The sequence below is a fragment of the Caulobacter sp. LARHSG274 genome (genome assembly GCF_052871235.1).
This window is the reverse complement of sequence record NZ_JBIXJO010000001.1, coordinates 89,202-107,470: the sequence shown is the minus strand read 5'-3', so window position 1 is coordinate 107,470 and position 18,269 is coordinate 89,202. Positions and strand designations below refer to the sequence as shown.

The 18,269-nt window shown below is 69.3% G+C and carries 20 protein-coding genes; 10 read left to right on the top strand and 10 right to left on the bottom strand.

Translation table 11 applies throughout. The features are described 5' to 3' along the window. Window positions 1-199 precede the first annotated feature (199 nt). A complete protein-coding gene (locus ACIPQB_RS00510; protein WP_446483234.1) occupies window positions 200-664 on the top strand; it encodes a response regulator in 465 nt (154 codons plus the stop codon). Between the two features lie 182 nt (window positions 665-846). On the opposite strand, the gene ACIPQB_RS00505 is transcribed toward ACIPQB_RS00510, so the two are convergent. After that, window positions 847-1,707: an NAD-dependent epimerase/dehydratase family protein gene (locus ACIPQB_RS00505; protein WP_446483233.1), complete on the bottom strand. Its 861-nt coding sequence runs from the start codon at window positions 1,705-1,707 to the stop codon at window positions 847-849. Between the two features lie 48 nt (window positions 1,708-1,755). Here ACIPQB_RS00505 and ACIPQB_RS00500 point away from each other — a divergent pair, with 48 nt between their 5' ends. Genes ACIPQB_RS00500 through ACIPQB_RS00490 form a run of 3 tightly spaced genes read left to right on the top strand, consistent with a single transcriptional unit; the run spans window position 1,756 to window position 3,623 of the window. Beyond that, entirely contained in the window at window positions 1,756-2,109 is a 354-nt protein-coding gene (locus ACIPQB_RS00500; RefSeq protein WP_446483232.1) for an MmcQ/YjbR family DNA-binding protein, read from the top strand. Beyond that, entirely contained in the window at window positions 2,106-2,765 is a 660-nt protein-coding gene (locus tag ACIPQB_RS00495) for a Pr6Pr family membrane protein (RefSeq protein ID WP_446483231.1), read from the top strand. The genes ACIPQB_RS00500 and ACIPQB_RS00495 overlap by 4 nt, the downstream gene beginning before the upstream one ends. A gap of 18 nt (window positions 2,766-2,783) precedes the next feature. Beyond that, a complete protein-coding gene (locus ACIPQB_RS00490; RefSeq protein WP_446483230.1) occupies window positions 2,784-3,623 on the top strand; it encodes an aldo/keto reductase in 840 nt (279 codons plus the stop codon). 174 nt (window positions 3,624-3,797) lie between these two features. Here the strand turns inward: ACIPQB_RS00490 and ppk2 are convergent, their stop codons facing one another. Next, on the bottom strand, window positions 3,798-4,559 hold the full coding sequence (gene ppk2 / locus ACIPQB_RS00485) for a polyphosphate kinase 2 (protein WP_446483229.1): 762 nt from the start codon (window positions 4,557-4,559) through the stop codon (window positions 3,798-3,800). A 46-nt stretch (window positions 4,560-4,605) separates the two neighbouring features. Between ppk2 and ACIPQB_RS00480 the strand changes: the two genes are divergently transcribed. Then, window positions 4,606-5,346 carry a 16S rRNA (uracil(1498)-N(3))-methyltransferase gene (locus tag ACIPQB_RS00480; RefSeq protein WP_446483228.1) on the top strand — a complete coding sequence of 247 codons (741 nt, stop codon included), beginning with the start codon at window positions 4,606-4,608 and terminating at the stop codon, window positions 5,344-5,346. A 103-nt stretch (window positions 5,347-5,449) separates the two neighbouring features. Then, entirely contained in the window at window positions 5,450-6,808 is a 1,359-nt protein-coding gene (locus tag ACIPQB_RS00475) for a glutamate--cysteine ligase (protein WP_446483227.1), read from the top strand. 7 nt (window positions 6,809-6,815) lie between these two features. Here ACIPQB_RS00475 and ACIPQB_RS00470 read toward each other — a convergent pair whose 3' ends face one another. After that, window positions 6,816-6,977 carry a hypothetical protein gene (locus tag ACIPQB_RS00470; RefSeq protein WP_446483226.1) on the bottom strand — a complete coding sequence of 54 codons (162 nt, stop codon included), beginning with the start codon at window positions 6,975-6,977 and terminating at the stop codon, window positions 6,816-6,818. Between the two features lie 102 nt (window positions 6,978-7,079). Continuing rightward, complete coding sequence (locus tag ACIPQB_RS00465) at window positions 7,080-7,634, bottom strand: DUF427 domain-containing protein (RefSeq protein WP_446483225.1); 555 nt, start codon at window positions 7,632-7,634, stop codon at window positions 7,080-7,082. A 189-nt stretch (window positions 7,635-7,823) separates the two neighbouring features. Between ACIPQB_RS00465 and ACIPQB_RS00460 the strand changes: the two genes are divergently transcribed. Next, window positions 7,824-9,725, top strand: a complete 1,902-nt coding sequence (locus ACIPQB_RS00460; RefSeq protein WP_446483224.1) for a peptide MFS transporter — start codon at window positions 7,824-7,826, stop codon at window positions 9,723-9,725. A 170-nt stretch (window positions 9,726-9,895) separates the two neighbouring features. Here ACIPQB_RS00460 and ACIPQB_RS00455 read toward each other — a convergent pair whose 3' ends face one another. Further along, entirely contained in the window at window positions 9,896-10,360 is a 465-nt protein-coding gene (locus ACIPQB_RS00455) for a cupin domain-containing protein (RefSeq protein ID WP_446483223.1), read from the bottom strand. After that, a complete protein-coding gene (gene gloB, locus ACIPQB_RS00450; protein ID WP_446483222.1) occupies window positions 10,357-11,103 on the bottom strand; it encodes a hydroxyacylglutathione hydrolase in 747 nt (248 codons plus the stop codon). The genes ACIPQB_RS00455 and gloB overlap by 4 nt, the downstream gene beginning before the upstream one ends. A gap of 97 nt (window positions 11,104-11,200) precedes the next feature. Between gloB and ACIPQB_RS00445 the strand changes: the two genes are divergently transcribed. Then, window positions 11,201-12,007: a class I SAM-dependent methyltransferase gene (locus ACIPQB_RS00445; protein WP_446483221.1), complete on the top strand. Its 807-nt coding sequence runs from the start codon at window positions 11,201-11,203 to the stop codon at window positions 12,005-12,007. Window positions 12,008-12,036: 29 nt separating this feature from the next. Further along, window positions 12,037-12,381: a P-II family nitrogen regulator gene (locus tag ACIPQB_RS00440; RefSeq protein WP_446483220.1), complete on the top strand. Its 345-nt coding sequence runs from the start codon at window positions 12,037-12,039 to the stop codon at window positions 12,379-12,381. 188 nt (window positions 12,382-12,569) lie between these two features. Here ACIPQB_RS00440 and ACIPQB_RS00435 read toward each other — a convergent pair whose 3' ends face one another. Next, a complete protein-coding gene (locus ACIPQB_RS00435; protein WP_446483219.1) occupies window positions 12,570-14,129 on the bottom strand; it encodes an MFS transporter in 1,560 nt (519 codons plus the stop codon). A gap of 93 nt (window positions 14,130-14,222) precedes the next feature. Between ACIPQB_RS00435 and ACIPQB_RS00430 the strand changes: the two genes are divergently transcribed. Continuing rightward, entirely contained in the window at window positions 14,223-15,731 is a 1,509-nt protein-coding gene (locus ACIPQB_RS00430) for a phospholipase D-like domain-containing protein (protein ID WP_446483218.1), read from the top strand. On the opposite strand, the gene ACIPQB_RS00425 is transcribed toward ACIPQB_RS00430, so the two are convergent. Genes ACIPQB_RS00425 through metX form a run of 3 tightly spaced genes read right to left on the bottom strand, consistent with a single transcriptional unit; the run spans window position 15,667 to window position 18,268 of the window. Then, complete coding sequence (locus ACIPQB_RS00425) at window positions 15,667-16,464, bottom strand: endonuclease/exonuclease/phosphatase family protein (RefSeq protein WP_446483217.1); 798 nt, start codon at window positions 16,462-16,464, stop codon at window positions 15,667-15,669. The genes ACIPQB_RS00430 and ACIPQB_RS00425 overlap by 65 nt on opposite strands. After that, window positions 16,461-17,117, bottom strand: a complete 657-nt coding sequence (gene metW, locus ACIPQB_RS00420; RefSeq protein WP_446483216.1) for a methionine biosynthesis protein MetW — start codon at window positions 17,115-17,117, stop codon at window positions 16,461-16,463. Before metW ends, ACIPQB_RS00425 begins: the two co-directional genes overlap by 4 nt. Then, entirely contained in the window at window positions 17,114-18,268 is a 1,155-nt protein-coding gene (gene metX, locus ACIPQB_RS00415; RefSeq protein WP_446483215.1) for a homoserine O-acetyltransferase MetX, read from the bottom strand. The genes metW and metX overlap by 4 nt, the downstream gene beginning before the upstream one ends. Window position 18,269 lies beyond the last annotated feature (1 nt).

Genomic DNA, 18,269 nt, shown 5'->3' with positions numbered 1-18,269 from the left:
GAGTGCATTGAGCGACAGATAAGGTTCCGCTCGCACCGTGTGGAGCTGGCGTCGATGTAATAAAAACTCAAATAGTGTTGTAATGATGTCGGAAGTTGATGGTTTTAAATGCGCTTAAGTCAGCGAGAGTTGGAAACAATTCTCATCCTATGGGTTTGTTTAATCCATAGGAACTCGGAAAATGGCTCGCGATTGCATCTTGTACGTCGAAGATGATCTGCTGTGCAGCTTGGAAAATTCGGAAGTCATTCGAGAAAACGGGTTCGATGTGGTCGAAGCCTGTAGCGCCGTCGAGGCGGCGGCGGTGATCAATCGACACGATCCCCTCGCGGCCTTGGTGACGGACATCGACCTCGGCGACGGCGCGGACGGCTTCGAGGTCGCGCGTCATGCGCGTTTGGCCTATCCGGGCCTTCCAGTCATCTATGTTTCAGCCGCGGCGGCGACGCGCATTTCGCTGGAAGGGCTCAAAGGCGCCGACTTCATCGCCAAGCCTTTCCACGCCCAACAGATCGTCGACGCGCTTCATCGCATTGCTCATCTGGAGACTGTCTTGTCCATGCTCGACGCGGCTACCCTGAACGGGGTTTGGGCCGGGGCGAACAAGACGCCGCCGGACCCGCCCGCCGACAAGGCCGAGACGAAGACGGAGACCTTGCCGTGATCGATTGAGGACGGTGGGTGCAGCCGACCGTTCATGGAGCGCAGGAGGGTCCAGGAGGGCGGCGCCGAAGCCATGGAGCAGATCGGACCAGGACCGGGTCGACGTGTCCGACGTTCACCCCAAGGTTCGACGACGGGTTGTTTGGGAGGGCGAGAGCGGTCGGAGCCAAAGGCCGTTGGTGTTCAGAACCGCGGCCGGAAGGCCCGCGGCGACCAGCCGAAGTCGCGGCGGGCGGCGGCGTCGTCGAAGGTCAGGTCCTGGGCCATGCGGTCGGCCATGGTCGCCGTGGCCCCGGGATAGAACGGCCGGGCCAGGGTCAGCAGCCAGCGAAACAGCCCGGGCGGCAGGCTGAGGATCGCCGGGCGGCGGCCCAGGCCCGCGAAGATCCGCTCGGCCATCACCCGGTAGGTCAGGGTTTCGCCGCCGGTCAGGTCATAGGCTCGGTCGCGGGCGGCCGGCGCGCCGGCGGCGGCCAGGGCCCCGGCCGCCAGGTCCTCGGCATGGACCGGCTGGCGCAGGCCCTCGCCGCGTCCCGACAGCGGCAGCACCTTGAAGCGGCGGATCAGGCCGGCCAGGCGGCTGACATTGCCGTCGCGGCCCTCCAGATAGATCAGGGTCGGGCGCAGGATCGTCCAGGCCACCCCGTGCTCGGCGCAGAACGCCTCGACCTGCTGCTCGGCCTCGGCCAGGGCCCGGGCCACCGCACGTTCCGACGCCTCGGGCGAGTCCTGCTTGGTGAAGCGGCTGGTCGAGGAGAAGGCCACCAGCCGGGTCAGGCCGTGGGCCTTCAGGGCCGGCAGGGCCGGGGGCAGCAGCCAGATCGGCGACAGCGAGAACACCGTCGCCGCATGCGGCAGGGCCTCGTCGAGGTCGGGGTCGGATAGGTCGCCCTCCAGCCAGCAGACGTCGTCGCCCGGCGGCTGGCGGCTCAGCGCCATCGGCTCGAGGCCGGCCGCGTCGAGCCGCGCCAGCAGGAAGCCGCCGATCAGGCTGGTGGCCCCCAGCACCAGGACCGGCGAAGGCGGGGTGTTTTCAGCGTCCATCTTCCCCCTATAGTCGCAGCCGGAGCTCTCGCCCATGACCTACGCGCCATGACCTACGAAGATGTCCGCGCCTTCGCCCTGCGCCTGCCCGGTGTCGTCGACGGGGTTTCCTACGGCCACGCCTGCCTAAAGGCGCATGGCAAGTTCCTGACCCGGCTGCTGGAGGACGGCGACAGCCTGGTCTGCCCGGGGGTGAGCCTGGACGAACGCGAGATGCTGATCGCCGCCGAGCCCGAGACCTTCCATGTCACCGACCACTACCGGAACTATCCCTATGTGCTGGTGCGGCTGTCGCGGGTCCATCCCGGCACCGTGCAGCGGCTGCTGGAACGCCGCTGGCGGGCCGTGACTCCGAAGGCGGCGGTGAAGGCCTGGGATGCGGCGCAGGGATCGACGTCATGAAAGCCGCCGCCCTGAAGGCCTGGCGCGCGGGCGCGGCCCTGGCGGTCTGGGCCGGCGTTGCCCTGCAATTCTGGCTGATGGTCCACGGCCGCTCGGGCGCCGACCTGGCCCAGGCCGTGCTGCGGTTCTTCTGCTTCTTCACCATCCTCAGCAACCTGGCGGCGGGGACGGTGCTTGGGGCCTCGGCGCTGGCGGCGGACGGGCCGTTGGGACGGTGGGCGGCGCGGGCCGGATCCCGGGTGGCGGCGGCCGCCTATATCGCCATCACGGCCATCGTCTATCACGCCCTGCTGGCCGGAACGTGGGATCCCAAGGGCGCCCAGCTGCTGGCCGACACCCTGCTGCACAGCGTGACGCCGGCCCTGTTTCTGCTGGACTTCCTGATTGTCCCGCCGCGCGAGACGGCCCGCTGGGGCTCGGCCTGGAAGGCGCTGGTCTTCCCGGCGGCGTTCGGCGCCTGGTCGCTGCTGCACGGGGCGCTCAGCGGGTTCTATCCCTATCCGTTCCTCGACGTCGCCAGTCGCGGTTACGGGGCGGTGCTGACGACCATGGCGCTGATGGGGTTGGGCTTCTACGCCGTCACCCTGGCCCTGACCGGCCTGCAGCACCTGCAGCTGAAGCTGGCTTTGCGGGCCCGTCGCGCTATATCGGCTTGAGCCCTCCGGAGACCCGCCATGCCCCACGCCATTCCGGACGTCCGCGCGGGCGACGTCGCCGTGCCCGTCATTGGCCTGGGCACCTGGCAGCTGAGGGACGGCAGCGCCCAGGCGCTGGTCGAGCAGGCCCTGGAACTGGGCTATCGCCACATCGACACCGCCCAGATCTACGGCAACGAACAGGACGTCGGCGCAGCCCTGGCGGCCACCGGCGTGTCGCGCAGCGAGATCTTCGTGACCACCAAGGTCTGGATCGACCGCTTCGCCGAGGGCGACCTGCAGCGCTCGGTCGACGAAAGCCTGCGCAAGCTGCGGGTGCCGCAGGTCGACCTGCTGCTGCTGCACTGGCCCAAGCCCCAGCCGGCCTTGGCCGTGACCATGGCCGCGCTCAACAATGTCTATGACCGCGGCCTGACCCGCGCCATCGGCCTGTCGAACTTCCCGTCCGCGGTGATGGCCAGGGCGGCCGCGGCCTCGGAGGCGCCGATCGCCACCAACCAGGTCGAATACCACCCCTACCTGTCGCAGAAGACCCTGATCGCCAAGGCCCGGGCGGCGGGGACGGCGATCACCGCCTGGTCGCCCCTGGCCCAGGGCAAGGTCGCCGACGACCCGGTGCTGACCGAGATCGGCCAGGCCCACGGCAAGACCGCCGGCCAGGTCACCCTGCGCTGGCAGGTCCAGCAGGGGGTGATCACCATTCCGCGCACCCGCAGCCCGGCCCGGCTGGCCGAGAACTTCGACATCTTCGACTTCGCTCTGTCCGACGCCGAAATGGCCCGGATCTTCGCCCTGGCCCGCCCCGACGGCCGCCTGGGCGACATGCTGGACAAGGCGTTCAGCTGGGATGTGGATTGAGGGGCCGTTGTCTCCCCGGCGATCTATCCTACTCCGTCTCCCCGGCGAAGGCCGGGGTCCAGATCATAGGGCTGGGTGCTTCGGATGAGCGGCCAATGCTACGGCTGAATCTGGGCCCCGGCCTTCGCCGGGGAGACGGGAAAATAATGATCCGGTCTTCCATCATCCCGACCCCTACCGCTCCAGCCGCCCGTCCTCCAGCGCCGCCGGCTCGAACGGGAAGATCACTTCGGGATCGGGCCTGGCCACGCCCTTGAGGAGCTTCTTCGGGGCGGCCGCGTGCAGCAGCCAGCGCAGGATGTTCAGCCGCGCGGCCTTCTTGTGGTTGGCCCGGACGCAGATCCACGGGGCCGGGATCGAATGGGTGCGCATGAACATCTCGTCGCGGGCGACGGTGTAGTCGTCCCACTTGGACTGGGCGACGGCGTCCAGGTCGCTGATCTTGAAGGCCTTCAGCGGGTCCTTGCGGCGGGCCTCCAGGCGCTGGGCCTGCTCGTCGCGGCTGATGTCCAGCCACAGCTTGCTCAGCCGGACGCCGTTCTGCACCAGCATCAGCTCGAAGGCCGGCACGTCGCGCAGGAACTGCTCCTGCTGCTCGGGCGTCGAAAAGCCCATCACCCGCTCGACGCCGGCCCGGTTGTACCAGGAGCGGTTGAAGACCACGGCCTCGCCGGCCGCCGGCAGCTGCTGGACGTAGCGCTGGAAGTACCACTGGCCGCGCTCGTGCTCGGACGGGGCGGGCAGGGCGATCACCCGGGTGGCGCGGCGGTGGGCGTGCTCGGTGAGGCGGGCGATGGCGCCGTCCTTGCCGGCGGAGTCGCGGCCCTCGAACAGCGTCACCGTCTTCCAGCCCTCCTTGATCGCCTGTTTCTGCAGAGCGATCAGGGCCAGTTGCAGGTCGCGCAGCTCGGTTTCGTAGTCGGGGGACTTGCTCATCGGCCGAGCCTACCCCCGGAACGCCGACTTGCGCTAGAAGGGCGGCATGATCCGCCTCTATGTTCCCCACCCCCTGAGCGCCGGCGCCGGCGTCGCGCCCAGCGTCGACCAGTCGCGCTACCTGACCGCGGTGATGCGGCTGTCGGTCGGCGACGAGATCCTGGTGTTCAACGGCCAGGACGGCGAATGGCGCGCCAGCCTGACCGAGGCGAGCAAGCGCGGTTGCCTGTTGCGTTGCGAGGAACAGACCCGGCCGCAGGACCACGCCCCCGACCTCGACCTGGTGGTGGCCATGGTCAAGCGCGGCCGGGTCGAGACCATCGTCGAGAAGGCCGCCGAGCTGGGCGCGCGCCGGGTGCGCCTGACCCAGACCCGGCGGACCAATGTCGACTTCCTGAAGCTGGGGCGCCTGGACGCCATCGCCATCGAGGCCGCCGAGCAGACCGGCCGCCTGGACGTGCCGGTGATCGACGATCCGATGAAGCTGGACAAGATCCTCGACAGCTGGGATCCGGCCCGCCGGCTGGTGTTCTGCGACGAGGGCGGCGACGCCAGGACGATGATCGAGGCCCTGGCGGACACGGCCGCGCCGGCCGCCATCCTGATCGGCCCCGAGGGCGGATTCGCCCCGGAGGAGCGCGAGCGCCTGCGGTCGCTGCCATTCGTCGTTCCGGTGTCGCTGGGGCCGCGCATCCTGCGGGCCGACACCGCGGCGATCGCGGCCATGACCCTGTGGCAGGCGGTGGCGGGCGACTGGCGGCAAGCTAAAGAACAGGCGGCCCCTTGAGGTTGGCCGGGAAAGCGCCCAAGTGCGCAGCACGACAGTTCGCGGCGGTCGGGGGGAAGGGCCCCTCCCTTCTTGAAGCGTTGCACCTTGGGAGGGATGGCCGATGGCCGAAGCCATGAGCCAGGAGCGTCCGCTGACGCTCGACGAGCTGACCGCCTATTTCGCCCAGGGCTCCAAGCCCCGGGAGCAGTTCCGCGTCGGCGCCGAGCACGAGAAGTTCGGCTTCTATCTGGGCTCGCACGCGCCCGTGCCCTACGAGGGCGACAAGGGCGTTCACGCCCTGCTGACCGGCTTGCAGCGCTTCGGCTGGAAGCCGGTGATGGAAGGCCCGACGATCATCGGGCTGGAGCGCGACGGGGCCAATGTCAGCCTGGAGCCCGGCGGCCAGTTCGAGCTTTCCGGCGCGCCGCTGAAGACCATGCACGACATCTGCGAGGAGACCGGCCGGCACCTGGACGAGGTCAAGACCGTCGCCGACGAGCTGGGCCTGGGCTTCCTCGGTTTGGGCTTCTCTCCGGTCTGGAAGCGTCAGGACGTGCCGGTGATGCCCAAGGGCCGGTACGTGATCATGCGCAACTACATGCCCAAGGTCGGCGGCCTGGGCCTGGACATGATGCTGCGCACCTGCACCGTGCAGGCCAATCTCGACTTCTCCAGCGAAGCCGACATGGTCGCCAAGTTCCGCATGAGCCTGGCCCTGCAGCCGATCGCCACCGCCCTGTTCGCCAATTCGCCGTTCACCGAGGGCAAGCCCAACGGCTTCCTGTCGGCCCGCGCCAATGTCTGGACCGACACCGACGCCGACCGCACCGGCCTGCTGGACTTCGTGTTCGAGGACGGTTTCGACTTCGAGCGCTACGCCCGCTACGCCCTGGATGTGCCGATGTATTTCGCCAAGCGCGGCGACCGCTATATCGACCTGGCCGGCCGCCGCTTCCGCGACTTCATCGACGGCAAGATCGATGAGCTACCGGGCGAGCGCGCCTCGATCAAGGACTGGGCCGACCACACCACCACCCTGTTCCCCGAGGTGCGGCTCAAGACCTATCTGGAGATGCGCGGCGCTGACGCCGGGCCGTGGAGCCGGCTGTGCGCCCTGCCGGCCCTGTGGACCGGGGTGTTCTATGACGATGCGGCCCTGGCCGCGGCCTGGGACCTCTGCAAGCACTGGACGCCGGAAGATCGCGCCGGCCTGCGCCGCGACGTGCCCAAGCTGGGCCTGAAGGCCATGGTCGCCGGGCGCTCGGCCCAGGACGTGGCCAAGGACTTCGTCGCCATCGCCCGCCAGGGGCTGAAGGGCCGGGCCGAGCTGAACGGCGGCTTCCTGGACGAGACCATCTATCTGGGCGACCTGGAAGAGATCGCTAACAGCGGCATCACGCCGGCCGAGCGGCTGCTGGCGCTGTATCACGGCGCCTGGAAGGGCGACATCAACCGGGTGTTCCAGGACTTCGCCTACTGAGGCGGGGTCAGAACAGGGCCCGGGCCGCCAGGATGATCGCGGTCCAGGCGCCCAGGCAGATGGCGATCACGGCCAGCCGTTCCCAGGCCAGCTGCGGCAGCCACGTGCGGGCCGGCTGGCGGCTCTGGGTGCGGTGACGTCCTGAAATGCGATAGTCGAGATAGGCCATGGCGTTTTCTCCCGCGCCTTTCTGAAGAAGGCTCCGCGCTCAAGCGCCGCCGTAGTGCAGCACCCGAAAGCTTAACGAAGCCTTGACCTTGCAAAGGCGGTGTCAGATCGATCCTGTTCCTTGATAGGGGCGGTCGAGGGTCTGGCCGCCCTGGTCGTCGCGAATGTCGTCGCCTTCCCAGGCCGCGTCGTCGGGCATGGCGACGTTCGTGGTCCACGGCTCGGCCTGGCTGCGCCCGGCCCCGCTGTCGGTGTGGCGCACCACGTCGTCGACATTCAGCGCCCGGGTCTCGGCCGGGGTCAGGCCCATGCGCTTGAAGTCGACGTGCTCGGGATGGAAGGCGATGCGGCCGGCCAACTGGCCAAAGCCCGGCGGCGGGCGCTCGTAGGACCAGGCGACGTCCTCGATGACCTTGGCGTCGCGATAGATCGCATAATGGGTCGCCTCGCCCCGGTAGGGACATCGGGTGACCTTGTCGCACCGGTGCAGGAAGTCCATCGCCACGTCGGCGCGCGACAGATAGCGCACGGGCGGGCCATCGGCCTCCCGCAGCAGCAGCACGTCGTCGCTGTCGGCGATCTCATGGCCTTCGAACAGCACGGCGACCCGTCCCGGTTCGCGGGAGCAGGTAAAGGGATGATCCTGGTTCGGCGTCATTTTGCCTGTTCCTTCCCTGTCGCAGTGGCGACGCTTTAAGAACGCGCGAGCCCGTCAGAGGGCTGCATGGCGGCAAGCCGTTGCTTGTGAAACGCCGACTCCCGTGATCTTCTCCCCGCCGAACGGGGAGGGCGAGGGCGAAACGACCGGTTCAACGCCGCCGCCGCTGACTATTTTCAAGGCTAGTGAATGAATATCGTTGTCGCCCTGGGCATCCTGGTCACCCTCGTGACCGGCGTGCCCGTGCTTATCCAACTGTTGCGCGGCCACCCGCGCGGGCTGATCATCTGCTTCCTGGCCGAGATGTGGGAACGGTTCTCCTACTACGGCATGCGCGGCCTGCTGATCTTCTACCTGACGCAGCACTTCCTGTTCGATTCGAAGACCGCCGGCGGCCACTACGGCTCCTATACCTCGCTGGTCTATATCGTGCCCCTGCTGGGCGGCTTCCTGGCCGACCGCTATCTGGGCACCCGCAAGGCGGTGGCCTTCGGCGCCATCCTGCTGGTCGCCGGCCACCTGACCATGGCGGTCGAGGGCCGCCCGGCCACCCAGACCCTGGCCTATGCCGGCCACACCTACGACTTCCAGGTCAGCGGCCGCGGCGAGGGCCGGGTCGCCAAGATCCTGGTCGCCGACAAGCCCTACGAGGTGGCGGCCAACGAGAGCGGCGACTTCGAGATCAAGAACCTGCCGGCCCAGTCGGTCCTGCCCGCGGTGCTGCCCAAGGGCCAGTACCAACTGGGCGTCAAGGACCGCGATCCGGTCTATCTGAACATCTTCTGGCTGGCCCTGTCGCTGATCATCGTCGGCGTCGGCTTCATGAAGGCCAATGTCGCCACCTTGGTCGGCCAGCTCTATCCGCAGGGAGATCCGCGCCGCGACCCGGGCTTCACCCTCTACTACTACGGCATCAATCTCGGCTCGTTCTGGGCGGCGATCCTCTGCGGCCTGCTGGGCGTCAACATCGGCTGGAACGCCGGCTTCGGCATGGCCGGGGTCGGCATGCTGGTCGGCTTCGTGGTCTTCGTGCTGGGCAAGCCCTGGCTGCTGGGCAAGGGCGAGCCGCCCGAGCTGAAGACCCTGAAGGCGCCCGTCCTGGGGCCGGTCAATCGCGAGGTGCTGATTTATCTCGGCTCGCTGGGCGTGGTCGGCGCGGTGTTCTTCCTGGTGCAGTACACCCCGGTGGTCAGCGCCACCCTGGTCGCCGGCATGTTCGGCTCTCTGGGCTACATCCTGTGGTTCGCCTTCGCCAAGTGCGAGAAGGTCGAGCGCGAGCGGCTGCTGCTGGCGGTGGTCCTGGTGCTGGGCGCGGTGGTGTTCTGGACCCTGTTCGAACAGGCGGGCTCGTCGCTGAACCTGTTCGCGGCCACCAACGTCAATCTGCAGCTGCTGGCCAGGCCGGTGACCTGGTTCAACGGCGCGGTGATCCTCGGCGCGCCCGAACAGCTGGCGGCGGCGGGGATCAATCCCGCCAGCGGCTTCTGGATCAACACTTCGTTCAACGCCGCCCAGACCCAGGCGATCAACGCCGGCTGGATCCTGATCTTCGCACCGCTGTTCGCCGCCCTGTGGACCTTCCTGGGCTTCCGCGGCCGCAATCCCGGGCCGATGGTCAAGTTCGGCCTGTCGCTGATCCAGGTCGGGGCGGGCTTCCTGATCCTGCTGGTCGGCGCTCATTTCGCCGACGGCGCGTTCCGGATGCCGCTGGTGTTCCTGATCGTGATGTACATGCTGCACACCTCGGGCGAGATGTTCATGTCGCCGGTGGGGCTGTCGCAGATGACCAAGCTGTCGCCGCTGTCGATCGTCTCGTTCGTGATGGCGGTCTGGTACATGGCCCTGGCCATGGCCAACCTGTTCGGCGGCTGGATCGCCGGCGTCGCCTCGACCGAGACCATCGGCGGCCAGGTGCTCGACCCGGCCGCGGCCATGGTCCAGTCGCTTCTGGTGTTCAAGATCATCGGCCTGGTGTCGATAGGCATTGGGGCGGTGTTCCTGGCCCTGTCGCCGATCCTGAAGAAATGGTCGCACGGCTCGGACGACACCAACCCCGAGCCGGTCGCGGAGCCGGCGTCCGTCGCGCCCTGACGGGCGGACCGCTCTGGGAGCCTTTCGGCCGAGGACGCCCCCTCCGTCGGCTTCGCCGCCACCTCCCCCGTTTCACGGGGGAGGAGAGGGGCGTCTTTCTCCTCACCCGCATCGCGGGGGCGGTGGCCCGATGCGAATACGCATCGTGACGGAGGGGGCGTCCCGCCGCGTCAGGCGCTGGGCCGCCACCCGTCCGGCGCCAGCTCGAACCCCTCGAACTGGAATCCCGGCGCCACCGTGCAGCCGACCAGGGTCCAGGCGCCCAGGCTGACGGCGGTCTGCCACCAGCCAGTGGGCACCACCACCTGCGGCCGGCAGCCGGCCCGCAGGTCGGGGCCCAGGGTGTGGGCGGTCAGGCCGACGCCGTCAGGCGGCGACAGGGTCAGCGACAGCGGCGCACCGGCGTAGTAGTGCCAGATCTCCACGGCGTCGATCCGGTGCCAGGCCGACATCTCCTGCGCCTGCAGCAGGTAGTAGATCGCCGTCGAGGCCGGGCGCGCGCCGGCCGCCGCCGTGTCGGCGAAGGTGCGGGCGTACCAGCCGCCCTCCGGGTGCGGAGCCAGGTCGAGCAGGCGGATGATCTCCCGTGCGCCCAGGTCGCCGGAAATGCCCAGTCCCGAAGTGGCCATGCTCATCCCTTGAAGCCGTCCTTGGCGGCGCGAATCTCGCCGAACGCTTCGGCCGGCGCCAGATGCGGACGCAGGGCGGGGGCGCGCAAGAACGGATTGGTCGCCTTCTCCAGCCCGATCGTGGTCGGCACCGTCGGCTCGCCCCGCAGGCGAGCGGCGAACACCTGGTCGGCCCGGCTCCGGAGGGCCGGATCGCCATCGACCGACAGGGCGAAGCGGGCGTTGGCGGCGGTGTATTCGTGGGCGCAGTAGACGGTGGTGTCGTCGGGCAGGGCCGCCAGCTTGCTCAGCGAGCCCCACATCTGCTCGGCCGTGCCCTCGAACAACCGGCCGCAGCCGAGGGCGAACAAAGTGTCGCCGACGAAGGCGATGGCGTCGGCGGCGTCGTGATAGGCGATGTGGCCCAGGGTATGGCCGCCGGTGTCGATCACCTGAAGCCTGGTCTGGCCCAGTTCGACCACGTCGCCCTCGCTGACCGGACGGTCGAGGGGGGCGATGCGCGTCACCTCCGGCGGGCCGACGATCGTCGCGCCGGTGGCGGCCTGGATGGCGGCGTTGCCGCCGGCGTGGTCGGGATGCCAATGGGTGTTGAGCACCAGGTCCAGCGTCCAGCCCAGCTTGGCCAGTTCGGCGAGGATGGCGTCGGCGTCGGGCGTGTCGATGGTCGCCGTCATGCCGGTGGCGTCGTCGCGCACGAGAAAGCCGTAATTGTCCGACAGGCAGGGAAACTGGTGGACGGTCAGCGACATGCTTCGGCTCTCCTTGGGGCGACGCCCTTCTGCGGGCGGGACGTGACGCGAGGGGCCCGCCCGCCTACATAGATGAGGCCGCCTTCCGGGAGACTCAATGCGCCGCGACGTGCTCGATCTCAGGGCCTTCTACGCCACCCCGCTGGGCCGGGTGGCGCGCGAGATGCTCGGACGCAAGGTCGAGGAGGCCTGGGGCGACGCCCGCGGCCTGGACGTGCTCGGGCTCGGCTATGCGACGCCGTTCCTCGAACCGGTGCGCGCCAAGGCCCGGCGGACCGTGGCGGCCATGCCCGCGACCCAGGGGGTCGAGGTCTGGCCCGGCGGCGAGGGCAATCAGGCGACCCTGGTCGAGGAGACCAGCCTGCCGTTCCCCAATGCGATGTTCGACCGCGTCCTGGCCGTCCACGCCCTGGAGGAGGCCGACGATCCGGCCGCCGTGCTGCGCGAGATCTGGCGGGTGATGGCCCCGTCGGGCCGGCTGATCGTCGCGGTGGCCTCGCGCGACGGCTTCTGGGCGGGGGCGGAAGGCACGCCGTTCGGCCACGGGCGCCCGTTCAGCCGTCACCAGCTGGAGGCCCTGCTGCGCGAGGCCGACCTGGAGCCGGCCGGCTGGACCCGCGCCCTCTACGCCCCGCCGACGCCGGTGCTGACGCGCTGGGCCGAGGGGTTCGAGCAGGTCGGGGCCCGGCTGTGGCCGCGGTTCGCCGGCCTGATCCTGATGGAGGCTGTCAAGCAAACCTTCGCCGTCAAGCCGCGCGGCAGCCGGGCGCGGGTGCGGGTGTTCGCCCCTGGCGTGCTGCAACCCTCCCCCGGCGGGCCGGCGCCTGTTCGTAAGGCGCCGCGCGGTCTAAATGCCGCAAGGCCCTTGGAGCCGTCGATTCCCGGGCCTAGCCTCAAGTCCTAGAAGAAGCCGCCGCCAACCGGAGCCGCGCCATGAAGATGATCGTCGCCGTTATCAAGCCCAGCCGCCTGGACGCCGTGCTTGAGGCGGTCACCGAGGCGGGGGCGTCGGGTCTGACGGTCACCGAGGTGCGCGGCTACGGCCGCCAGAAGGGCAAGACCGAGGTCTATCGCGGCGCCGAGTACGAGGTGAAGCTGCTGCCGAAGGTCAAGCTGGAGATCGCCGTGCCGACCGACGTGGTCGAGGCGGTGGTCGAGGCCCTGGCCGCCACCGCCAACACCGGCAAGATCGGCGACGGCAAGGTCTTCGTCCTCGACCTTGAACAGGCCCTGCGCATCCGCACCGGCGAGCGCGACGCCGCGGCGATCGCGGGGTAGTTCGAGCGGGTTGATTGAAGGGGGGCATCCCTCGTCCCGTCTCCCCGGCGAAGGCCGGGGCCCAGATTCAGCCGTCGCATTGGACGCTTATCCGAAACACACAGCCCTACGATCTGGACCCCGGCCTTCGCCGGGGAGACGGAGTGGGACGGATGTTTCTATCTGGCCTCATCACCTCCAGCCGCGGCCTACTTTTCCAGCTCGCGCAGGTCCCGCCCGCGGGTCTCGGCGCCGAACCAGGCCACCAGCAGCAGCGCCAGGGCCAGGGGAGCGATGATCATCAGCGCCGCCAGCTTCAGCGGCGGCACTGCGCCGAGGATGCCCAGCAGCTGGGCGATCAGCCCGCCGGACTTGCTGCAGGCCGCCACCCAACCGGTGGCCCGGCCGCGGATCTTCAGCGGGTAGCTCTCGGCCGTATAGGGCAGCAGGATGGCCAGCAAGCCGTTGGCCCCGATGATCATCAGGGCCACCGGCAGCACCGGACTGGAGCCGAACTTCAGCGCCAGCACGCCGGCCACGCCCAGGGCCGTGACCCCGATGCTGACCGCCAGCGCCCATTTGGTGCTCCAGCGGCTGTAGAGGAAGGCGCAGACGAACACGGTCGGGAAGGCGATCAGGGCCGACTTGGCCAGCAGCTGGCTGGAGACCCCGACGCTGTGGCCCTGGGCGACCAGCTCGGCCGGCAGCCACAGCAGCAGGCCGAAATTGACCAGGCCCCAGGCGACGGCGGCGATGCTCAGGGCCGCGGTCATGCCGGCGTAGCGCGGCTCGATCGGCGGCGGGGTCAGGACGTGGTGGTGCTCCTCGGGGGTCTCGTCCCGCTCGCGCACCACCGAGCCGAACCGCTTGAGCACCGCATGGGCGGCGTCCATCCGGCCGATGGTCATCAGGAACTTGGCCGATTCGGGGATCGCGCCGGACAGGGCGATCAGGATCAGGCCGGTGGGCAGGTTGAGGAACCACATGATCCGCCAGCCGAACACCGGCTGCAGCAGGGCCGAGGCGCCCGACGAGGCCAGGTAGCCGCCTACCGCCCCCAGGCCGCCGACCAGCACCAGGGCCCAGCCGCGATGCCTGGACGGCATGGTCTCGGCCAGCAGGGCGTAGACCACCGGCAGCAGGCCGCCGGCGGCCGCGCCCATCATGAAGCACATGATGACGTTCCACCAGAAGTCCGGCATGGCCCCGCAGATCGAGGTGCCGACGAACATCACCGCCGACAGCAGGATCGAGGCCCGCCGCCCGAAGATGTCGGCCAGGGCGCCCCAGATGATCGAGCCGGCCACCGTGCCGCTCAGGGCCGCAAACGGCAGCCAGGCGACCATGGCCTTGCTGACCCCGTATTCCTTGATCATCCCCGGCACGACGAAGCCCAGGCTGGCCGGCTTCATGATGTCGATAATCAGGGCCACCACCAGCACCAGCATCAGGCCCCAGTGGGCCAGGGACAGCGGCGCGTCCTCGGGCGGGGTGACGTCGACGGTATGGTGGTCGTGGGCATGGTCGACGCCGCGGCGGGGCAGCAGGCCCCAGCCGGCCAGGGCGCAGCCGGGCGGGATGATCAGCATGCCGACGGTCATGCCCAGGTCCATCTTCATGCCGGTCAGCTGGTAGCCGATATCGGCCCCCATCAGGTACATGGGCACGTGCAGGACGACGCCGATCGTGACGACGAGGCAGCCGAGCCAGAAGGCCCAGAGCCGCTGCCGGTCGGCGAGAACGTGGTGGGCAGGTTGCAGGGCGGTCATCGGCGTCCAACAATGATGCGGAAAGATCAAATGCAAGCGGAGCCATAACATCGGCCCATGCGTTGTGGAATTTCTCCGTGATCAAGGGGCGACATGGCCGACGACTCTCTGCTGCAACCCGGTTCCACGTGCTGGCGCGTGGAGACCGCCGATCGGCTGGCGCTGTTCATCGACAATGACGAGGCGTTCGACGCCCTGAAGGCCATCCTGCTGGCGGCCCGCAGGTCGATCTGGATCCTGGCCTGGGTGTTCGATCCCCTGACCCGGCTGGACCCCGACCACGTCAAGAAGAGCCGCGATCCCGAACACGCCGACCGCATCGGCCTGCTGCTGAGCCGGCAGGCGGCCCTGCATCCGGGCCTGGACGTGCGCATCCTGGCCTGGGACATGCCGCTGGCGATCGCCGCCTCCCAGTTGTTCGGACCTCATCGCGGCCAGGTCTTCTTCGCCGGATCGCGGGTCAAGTACCGGCTGGACGACACCCTGCCGGCCAGCGCCAGCCATCACCAGAAGATGGTGATCGTCGACGGCGCCGTGGCCCTGGTCAGCGGCGGCGACATCGGCGTCGACCGCTGGGACAGTCTCCAGCATCTGGACAACGATCCGCGCCGCCGCCTGCCCACCGGCCGGCACTATCCGCCCCGGCACGAGGTGGCGGCCCTGGTCGACGGCAAGGCCGCCGAGGCCTTGGGCGACCTGTTCATCACCCGCTGGCGCAAGGCGACCGGCGAGGTCGTCGCGCCGTCGGAAAAGCCCGAGCGGTCGCCCTGGCCCGATGGCCTGGTCCCCAACTTTCACGGCGTCGACCTGGCCATCTGCCGCACCCAGCCCGCCTGGAAGGGCGATCCGGAGGTCAACGAGACGATGCTGATGCACCTGGCCAGCATCCGCGCGGCCCGGCGGCTGATCTATCTGGAGAACCAGTACCTGACCTCGCCGATCATCGTCGAGGCCCTGGCCGAGCGCCTGGCCGAGCCGGACGGCCCCGAGGTGGTGACGATCGGGCCGGCCCACAGCCCCAGCTATTTCGACAAGATGACCATGGACAGCGCCCGCACCGCGGCCATCAACCGCCTGCACGCCGCCGACCTCCATGGCCGCTTCGCCGCCTTCAGCGCCCGCACGCCCAAGGGCGCGGCGATCATCGTCCATTCCAAGGTGGCGATCATCGACGACCGCGTGCTGCGGCTGGGCTCCGCCAATCTGAACAACCGCTCGATCGGCCTCGACACCGAATGCGACATCGCCTTCGAGGGGTGCGACGAGACCGCCCGCGCGGCGATCCGCGGCTTCCTGGGCCGGCTGATCGGCCACTTCCTCGACCACGAGACCGAGCGCGTGCTGGAGACCTACGCCCAGGAGGGACGGCTGGCGGCGACGATCAACGCCCTGGACCGCAAGGGCGGCGCGCCGCGCCGGCTGCCGCCCGTGCCGGTGCGGCCGCTGACCGGCGTCCAGCAGTTCATCGCCGACTGGAGCCTGGGCGACGCCATCGCCCCGGACGACGCCTGGCGGCCCTGGGGCCGCCGTCGACGGCTCAGGCGAGACCTGGCGCGGCTGATGAGGCCGTCGTCGAACCGGCCGGGTCACCTGCAGCCGTGATCTCCAGGTCGACGACCAGCGGCAGGTGGTCCGAGGCCGTCCGGGCCAGGGCGCCGTAAGGCGAGCGGACGTCGATCGTCTCCAGGCCCTTGGTCAAGAAGACGTGGTCGATGCGCATGAACGGGAAGCTCGACGGGAAGGTGGCGGTGGGCGCCTTGCGCCAGGCCTCGTTGCGGCCCTGGGCGTCGCGCAGGGCCGTGCGCAGCAGCCGGTAGGTGGCCGAATAGGGCGTGGCGTTGAAGTCGCCCAGCAGGATGCCCGGGGCCCGCCAGGCCTCGTGGGCCATCCAGCCCTCGCCCAGCAGGGCCGCGGCCTGGAGCCGCTGCTCCCGCGGCACCAGGCCCAGGTGGGTGTTGATGATCTGCACCGGCGCGCCGCCGACCTCGACCGTGATCCACAGGGCGCCGCGCGGCTCGAGCCCGGGAATGCCGCGATAGAACGGCAGGCCGCCGGCCTTGACCTTCTTCTCGGGCAGGGCGGTGAGGATGGCGTCGCCATAGCGCTCCTCCTCCACGGTCATGGCCGGGTGGAAGTGCGAGGTCATCTTCAGCAGCTCGGCCAGGCGGTGGGCCTGGTCGACGCCCCGGGTGCGGGCGCGCCCGACGTCCAGCTCCTGCAGCGCCACCACGTCGGGCTCTTCCGCAGCGATGACCTCGGCCACCCGCTCGACGTCGAGCCGGCGGTCGGTGCCCACGCAGCGGTGGACATTGTAGGTCATGAGGCGAAGTTTCATCCGTCGAAGAGATCGCCTGAAGTCGCTGGAGGTTCCGTCGGCGGCGTCGGCCGGCCGCGGCTGAGCATGAACAGGCAGCTCTCGGCCCGCCAGTTCTCGATGACCCGGGTCGGGTCGATCTGGCGGGCGGGGCCCGAGCCGGCGAAGGCGGCGCAGGCGTCGATCCGCACCCCCAGGTCCTCGGTCAGGACCAGGAAGTCGGCCAGGGTGCACAGGTGGATGTTGGGCGTCGACCACCAGGGCAGGGGCAGGGCCTCGGTCTCGGGCATGCGGCCGCGATGCAGCAGCGACCAGCGCACCCGCCAGTGGCCGAAATTGGGGAAAGAGACCACCGCCCGGTCGGCGATGCGCAGCAGCTCGTCCAGCACATGCCGCGGCCGTCGCGTGGCCTGCAGGGTCTGGGACAGCACCGCATAGTCGAACGAGCGGTCCGGGAAGTGGTCGAGGTCGAGGTCGGCGTCGCCCTGCACCACCGACAGGCCGCGCGACATGCAGGCGGCGACCCCGGCGGCGCTGATCTCCAGGCCGCGGCCATCGACCTGCTTTTCCCGGGTCAGCAGGTCGAGCAGCACGCCTTCGCCGCAGCCGACGTCCAGCACCCGCGAGCCGGGACGGACCAGGCGCAGGATCTCCTTGAAGTCTTCCCGGATCATCGCAGCCCCCGCTCGCGTTCCACCGAGCCCAGGAAGCCATGCAGGGCCGCGTCCATCACCGGCTCGTCCAGCAGGAAGGCGTCGTGGCCCTTGTCGCTCTCGATCTCGGCGAAGGCGGCCTTGCAGCCGGCGGCGGTCAGGGCGCGGACGATGTGGCGGTTCTCGGCGGTCGGATAGAGCCAGTCGCTGGTGAAGCTGAGCACGCAGAACCGCACGTGCCGCGCCTTGGCGAAGGCCTGGGCCAGCACCCCGCCATGGCTGGCGGCGAGGTCGAAATAGTCCATGGCCCGGGTGATGTAGAGGTAGGAGTTGGCGTCGAAGCGGTCGACGAAGGTCGCCCCCTGGTGGCGAAGGTAGCTTTCCACCTGGAAGTCGGCGTCGAAACCCCAGGACAGGCCGTCGCGCTGCAGCTCGCGACCGAACTTTCGCTGCAGGGCCGGCTCGGACAGATAGGTGATGTGGGCGGCCATCCGGGCGACGGCCAAGCCCTTCTCCGGCCGCGAACCGGCCTGGGCGTAGGCCCCGGCCTTCCAGTCGGGGTCGGCCATGATCGCCTGGCGGCCCACCTCGTGGAAGGCGATGTTCTGGGCCGAATGGCGCGAGGCCGAGGCGATGATCACCGCCGAGAACAATCGCTCGGGATAGTCGGCCGCCCACTGCTGCACCTGCATGCCGCCCATCGAGCCGCCGACCACCGCCAGCAGGGTGTCGATCCCCAGGGCCTCGACCAGCATGGCCTGGCCGCGCACCATGTCGGCGATGGTGATCACCGGGAAGTTCAGGCCATAGACCTGTCCCGTCAGAGGATTGATCGAGGCCGGGCCCGTCGAGCCCATGCAGCCGCCGACCACGTTCGAACAGATGATGAAATGCTTGGCCGGGTCGATCGGCTTGCCGGGGCCGACCATGCGCGTCCACCAGCCGGGCTTGCCGCTGACCGGATGGGTGCCGGCCACGTGCTGGTCGCCGGTCAGGGCGTGGCAGATCAGCACGGCGTTCGTGCCCTCGGCGTTCAGCGTACCCCAGGTGCGATAGGCGATTTCGAGGTTTTCCAGCCTGGCGCCGGAATCCAGCAGCAACGGGCGATTGGGCGGGAAGCGCCAGGTTCCGCCTTCCGACAGCACGGGCCCTGCAAAATCGAGGTCAGCCATG

Excerpts from the sequence above, each read along its gene's own strand:
- ACIPQB_RS00505 (WP_446483233.1), bottom strand. The coding sequence starts at position 1,707 with ATGGACGCTGAAAACACCCCGCCTTCGCCGGTCCTGGTGCTGGGGGCC.
- ACIPQB_RS00500 (WP_446483232.1), top strand. The coding sequence starts at position 1,756 with ATGACCTACGAAGATGTCCGCGCCTTCGCCCTGCGCCTGCCCGGTGTC.
- ACIPQB_RS00495 (WP_446483231.1), top strand. The coding sequence starts at position 2,106 with ATGAAAGCCGCCGCCCTGAAGGCCTGGCGCGCGGGCGCGGCCCTGGCG.
- ACIPQB_RS00490 (WP_446483230.1), top strand. The coding sequence starts at position 2,784 with ATGCCCCACGCCATTCCGGACGTCCGCGCGGGCGACGTCGCCGTGCCC.
- ppk2 (WP_446483229.1), bottom strand. The coding sequence starts at position 4,559 with ATGAGCAAGTCCCCCGACTACGAAACCGAGCTGCGCGACCTGCAACTG.
- ACIPQB_RS00480 (WP_446483228.1), top strand. The coding sequence starts at position 4,606 with ATGATCCGCCTCTATGTTCCCCACCCCCTGAGCGCCGGCGCCGGCGTC.
- ACIPQB_RS00475 (WP_446483227.1), top strand. The coding sequence starts at position 5,450 with ATGGCCGAAGCCATGAGCCAGGAGCGTCCGCTGACGCTCGACGAGCTG.
- ACIPQB_RS00470 (WP_446483226.1), bottom strand. The coding sequence starts at position 6,977 with ATGGCCTATCTCGACTATCGCATTTCAGGACGTCACCGCACCCAGAGC.
- ACIPQB_RS00465 (WP_446483225.1), bottom strand. The coding sequence starts at position 7,634 with ATGACGCCGAACCAGGATCATCCCTTTACCTGCTCCCGCGAACCGGGA.
- ACIPQB_RS00460 (WP_446483224.1), top strand. The coding sequence starts at position 7,824 with ATGAATATCGTTGTCGCCCTGGGCATCCTGGTCACCCTCGTGACCGGC.
- ACIPQB_RS00455 (WP_446483223.1), bottom strand. The coding sequence starts at position 10,360 with ATGAGCATGGCCACTTCGGGACTGGGCATTTCCGGCGACCTGGGCGCA.
- gloB (WP_446483222.1), bottom strand. The coding sequence starts at position 11,103 with ATGTCGCTGACCGTCCACCAGTTTCCCTGCCTGTCGGACAATTACGGC.
- ACIPQB_RS00445 (WP_446483221.1), top strand. The coding sequence starts at position 11,201 with ATGCGCCGCGACGTGCTCGATCTCAGGGCCTTCTACGCCACCCCGCTG.
- ACIPQB_RS00440 (WP_446483220.1), top strand. The coding sequence starts at position 12,037 with ATGAAGATGATCGTCGCCGTTATCAAGCCCAGCCGCCTGGACGCCGTG.
- ACIPQB_RS00435 (WP_446483219.1), bottom strand. The coding sequence starts at position 14,129 with ATGACCGCCCTGCAACCTGCCCACCACGTTCTCGCCGACCGGCAGCGG.
- ACIPQB_RS00430 (WP_446483218.1), top strand. The coding sequence starts at position 14,223 with ATGGCCGACGACTCTCTGCTGCAACCCGGTTCCACGTGCTGGCGCGTG.
- ACIPQB_RS00425 (WP_446483217.1), bottom strand. The coding sequence starts at position 16,464 with ATGAAACTTCGCCTCATGACCTACAATGTCCACCGCTGCGTGGGCACC.
- metW (WP_446483216.1), bottom strand. The coding sequence starts at position 17,117 with ATGATCCGGGAAGACTTCAAGGAGATCCTGCGCCTGGTCCGTCCCGGC.
- metX (WP_446483215.1), bottom strand. The coding sequence starts at position 18,268 with ATGGCTGACCTCGATTTTGCAGGGCCCGTGCTGTCGGAAGGCGGAACC.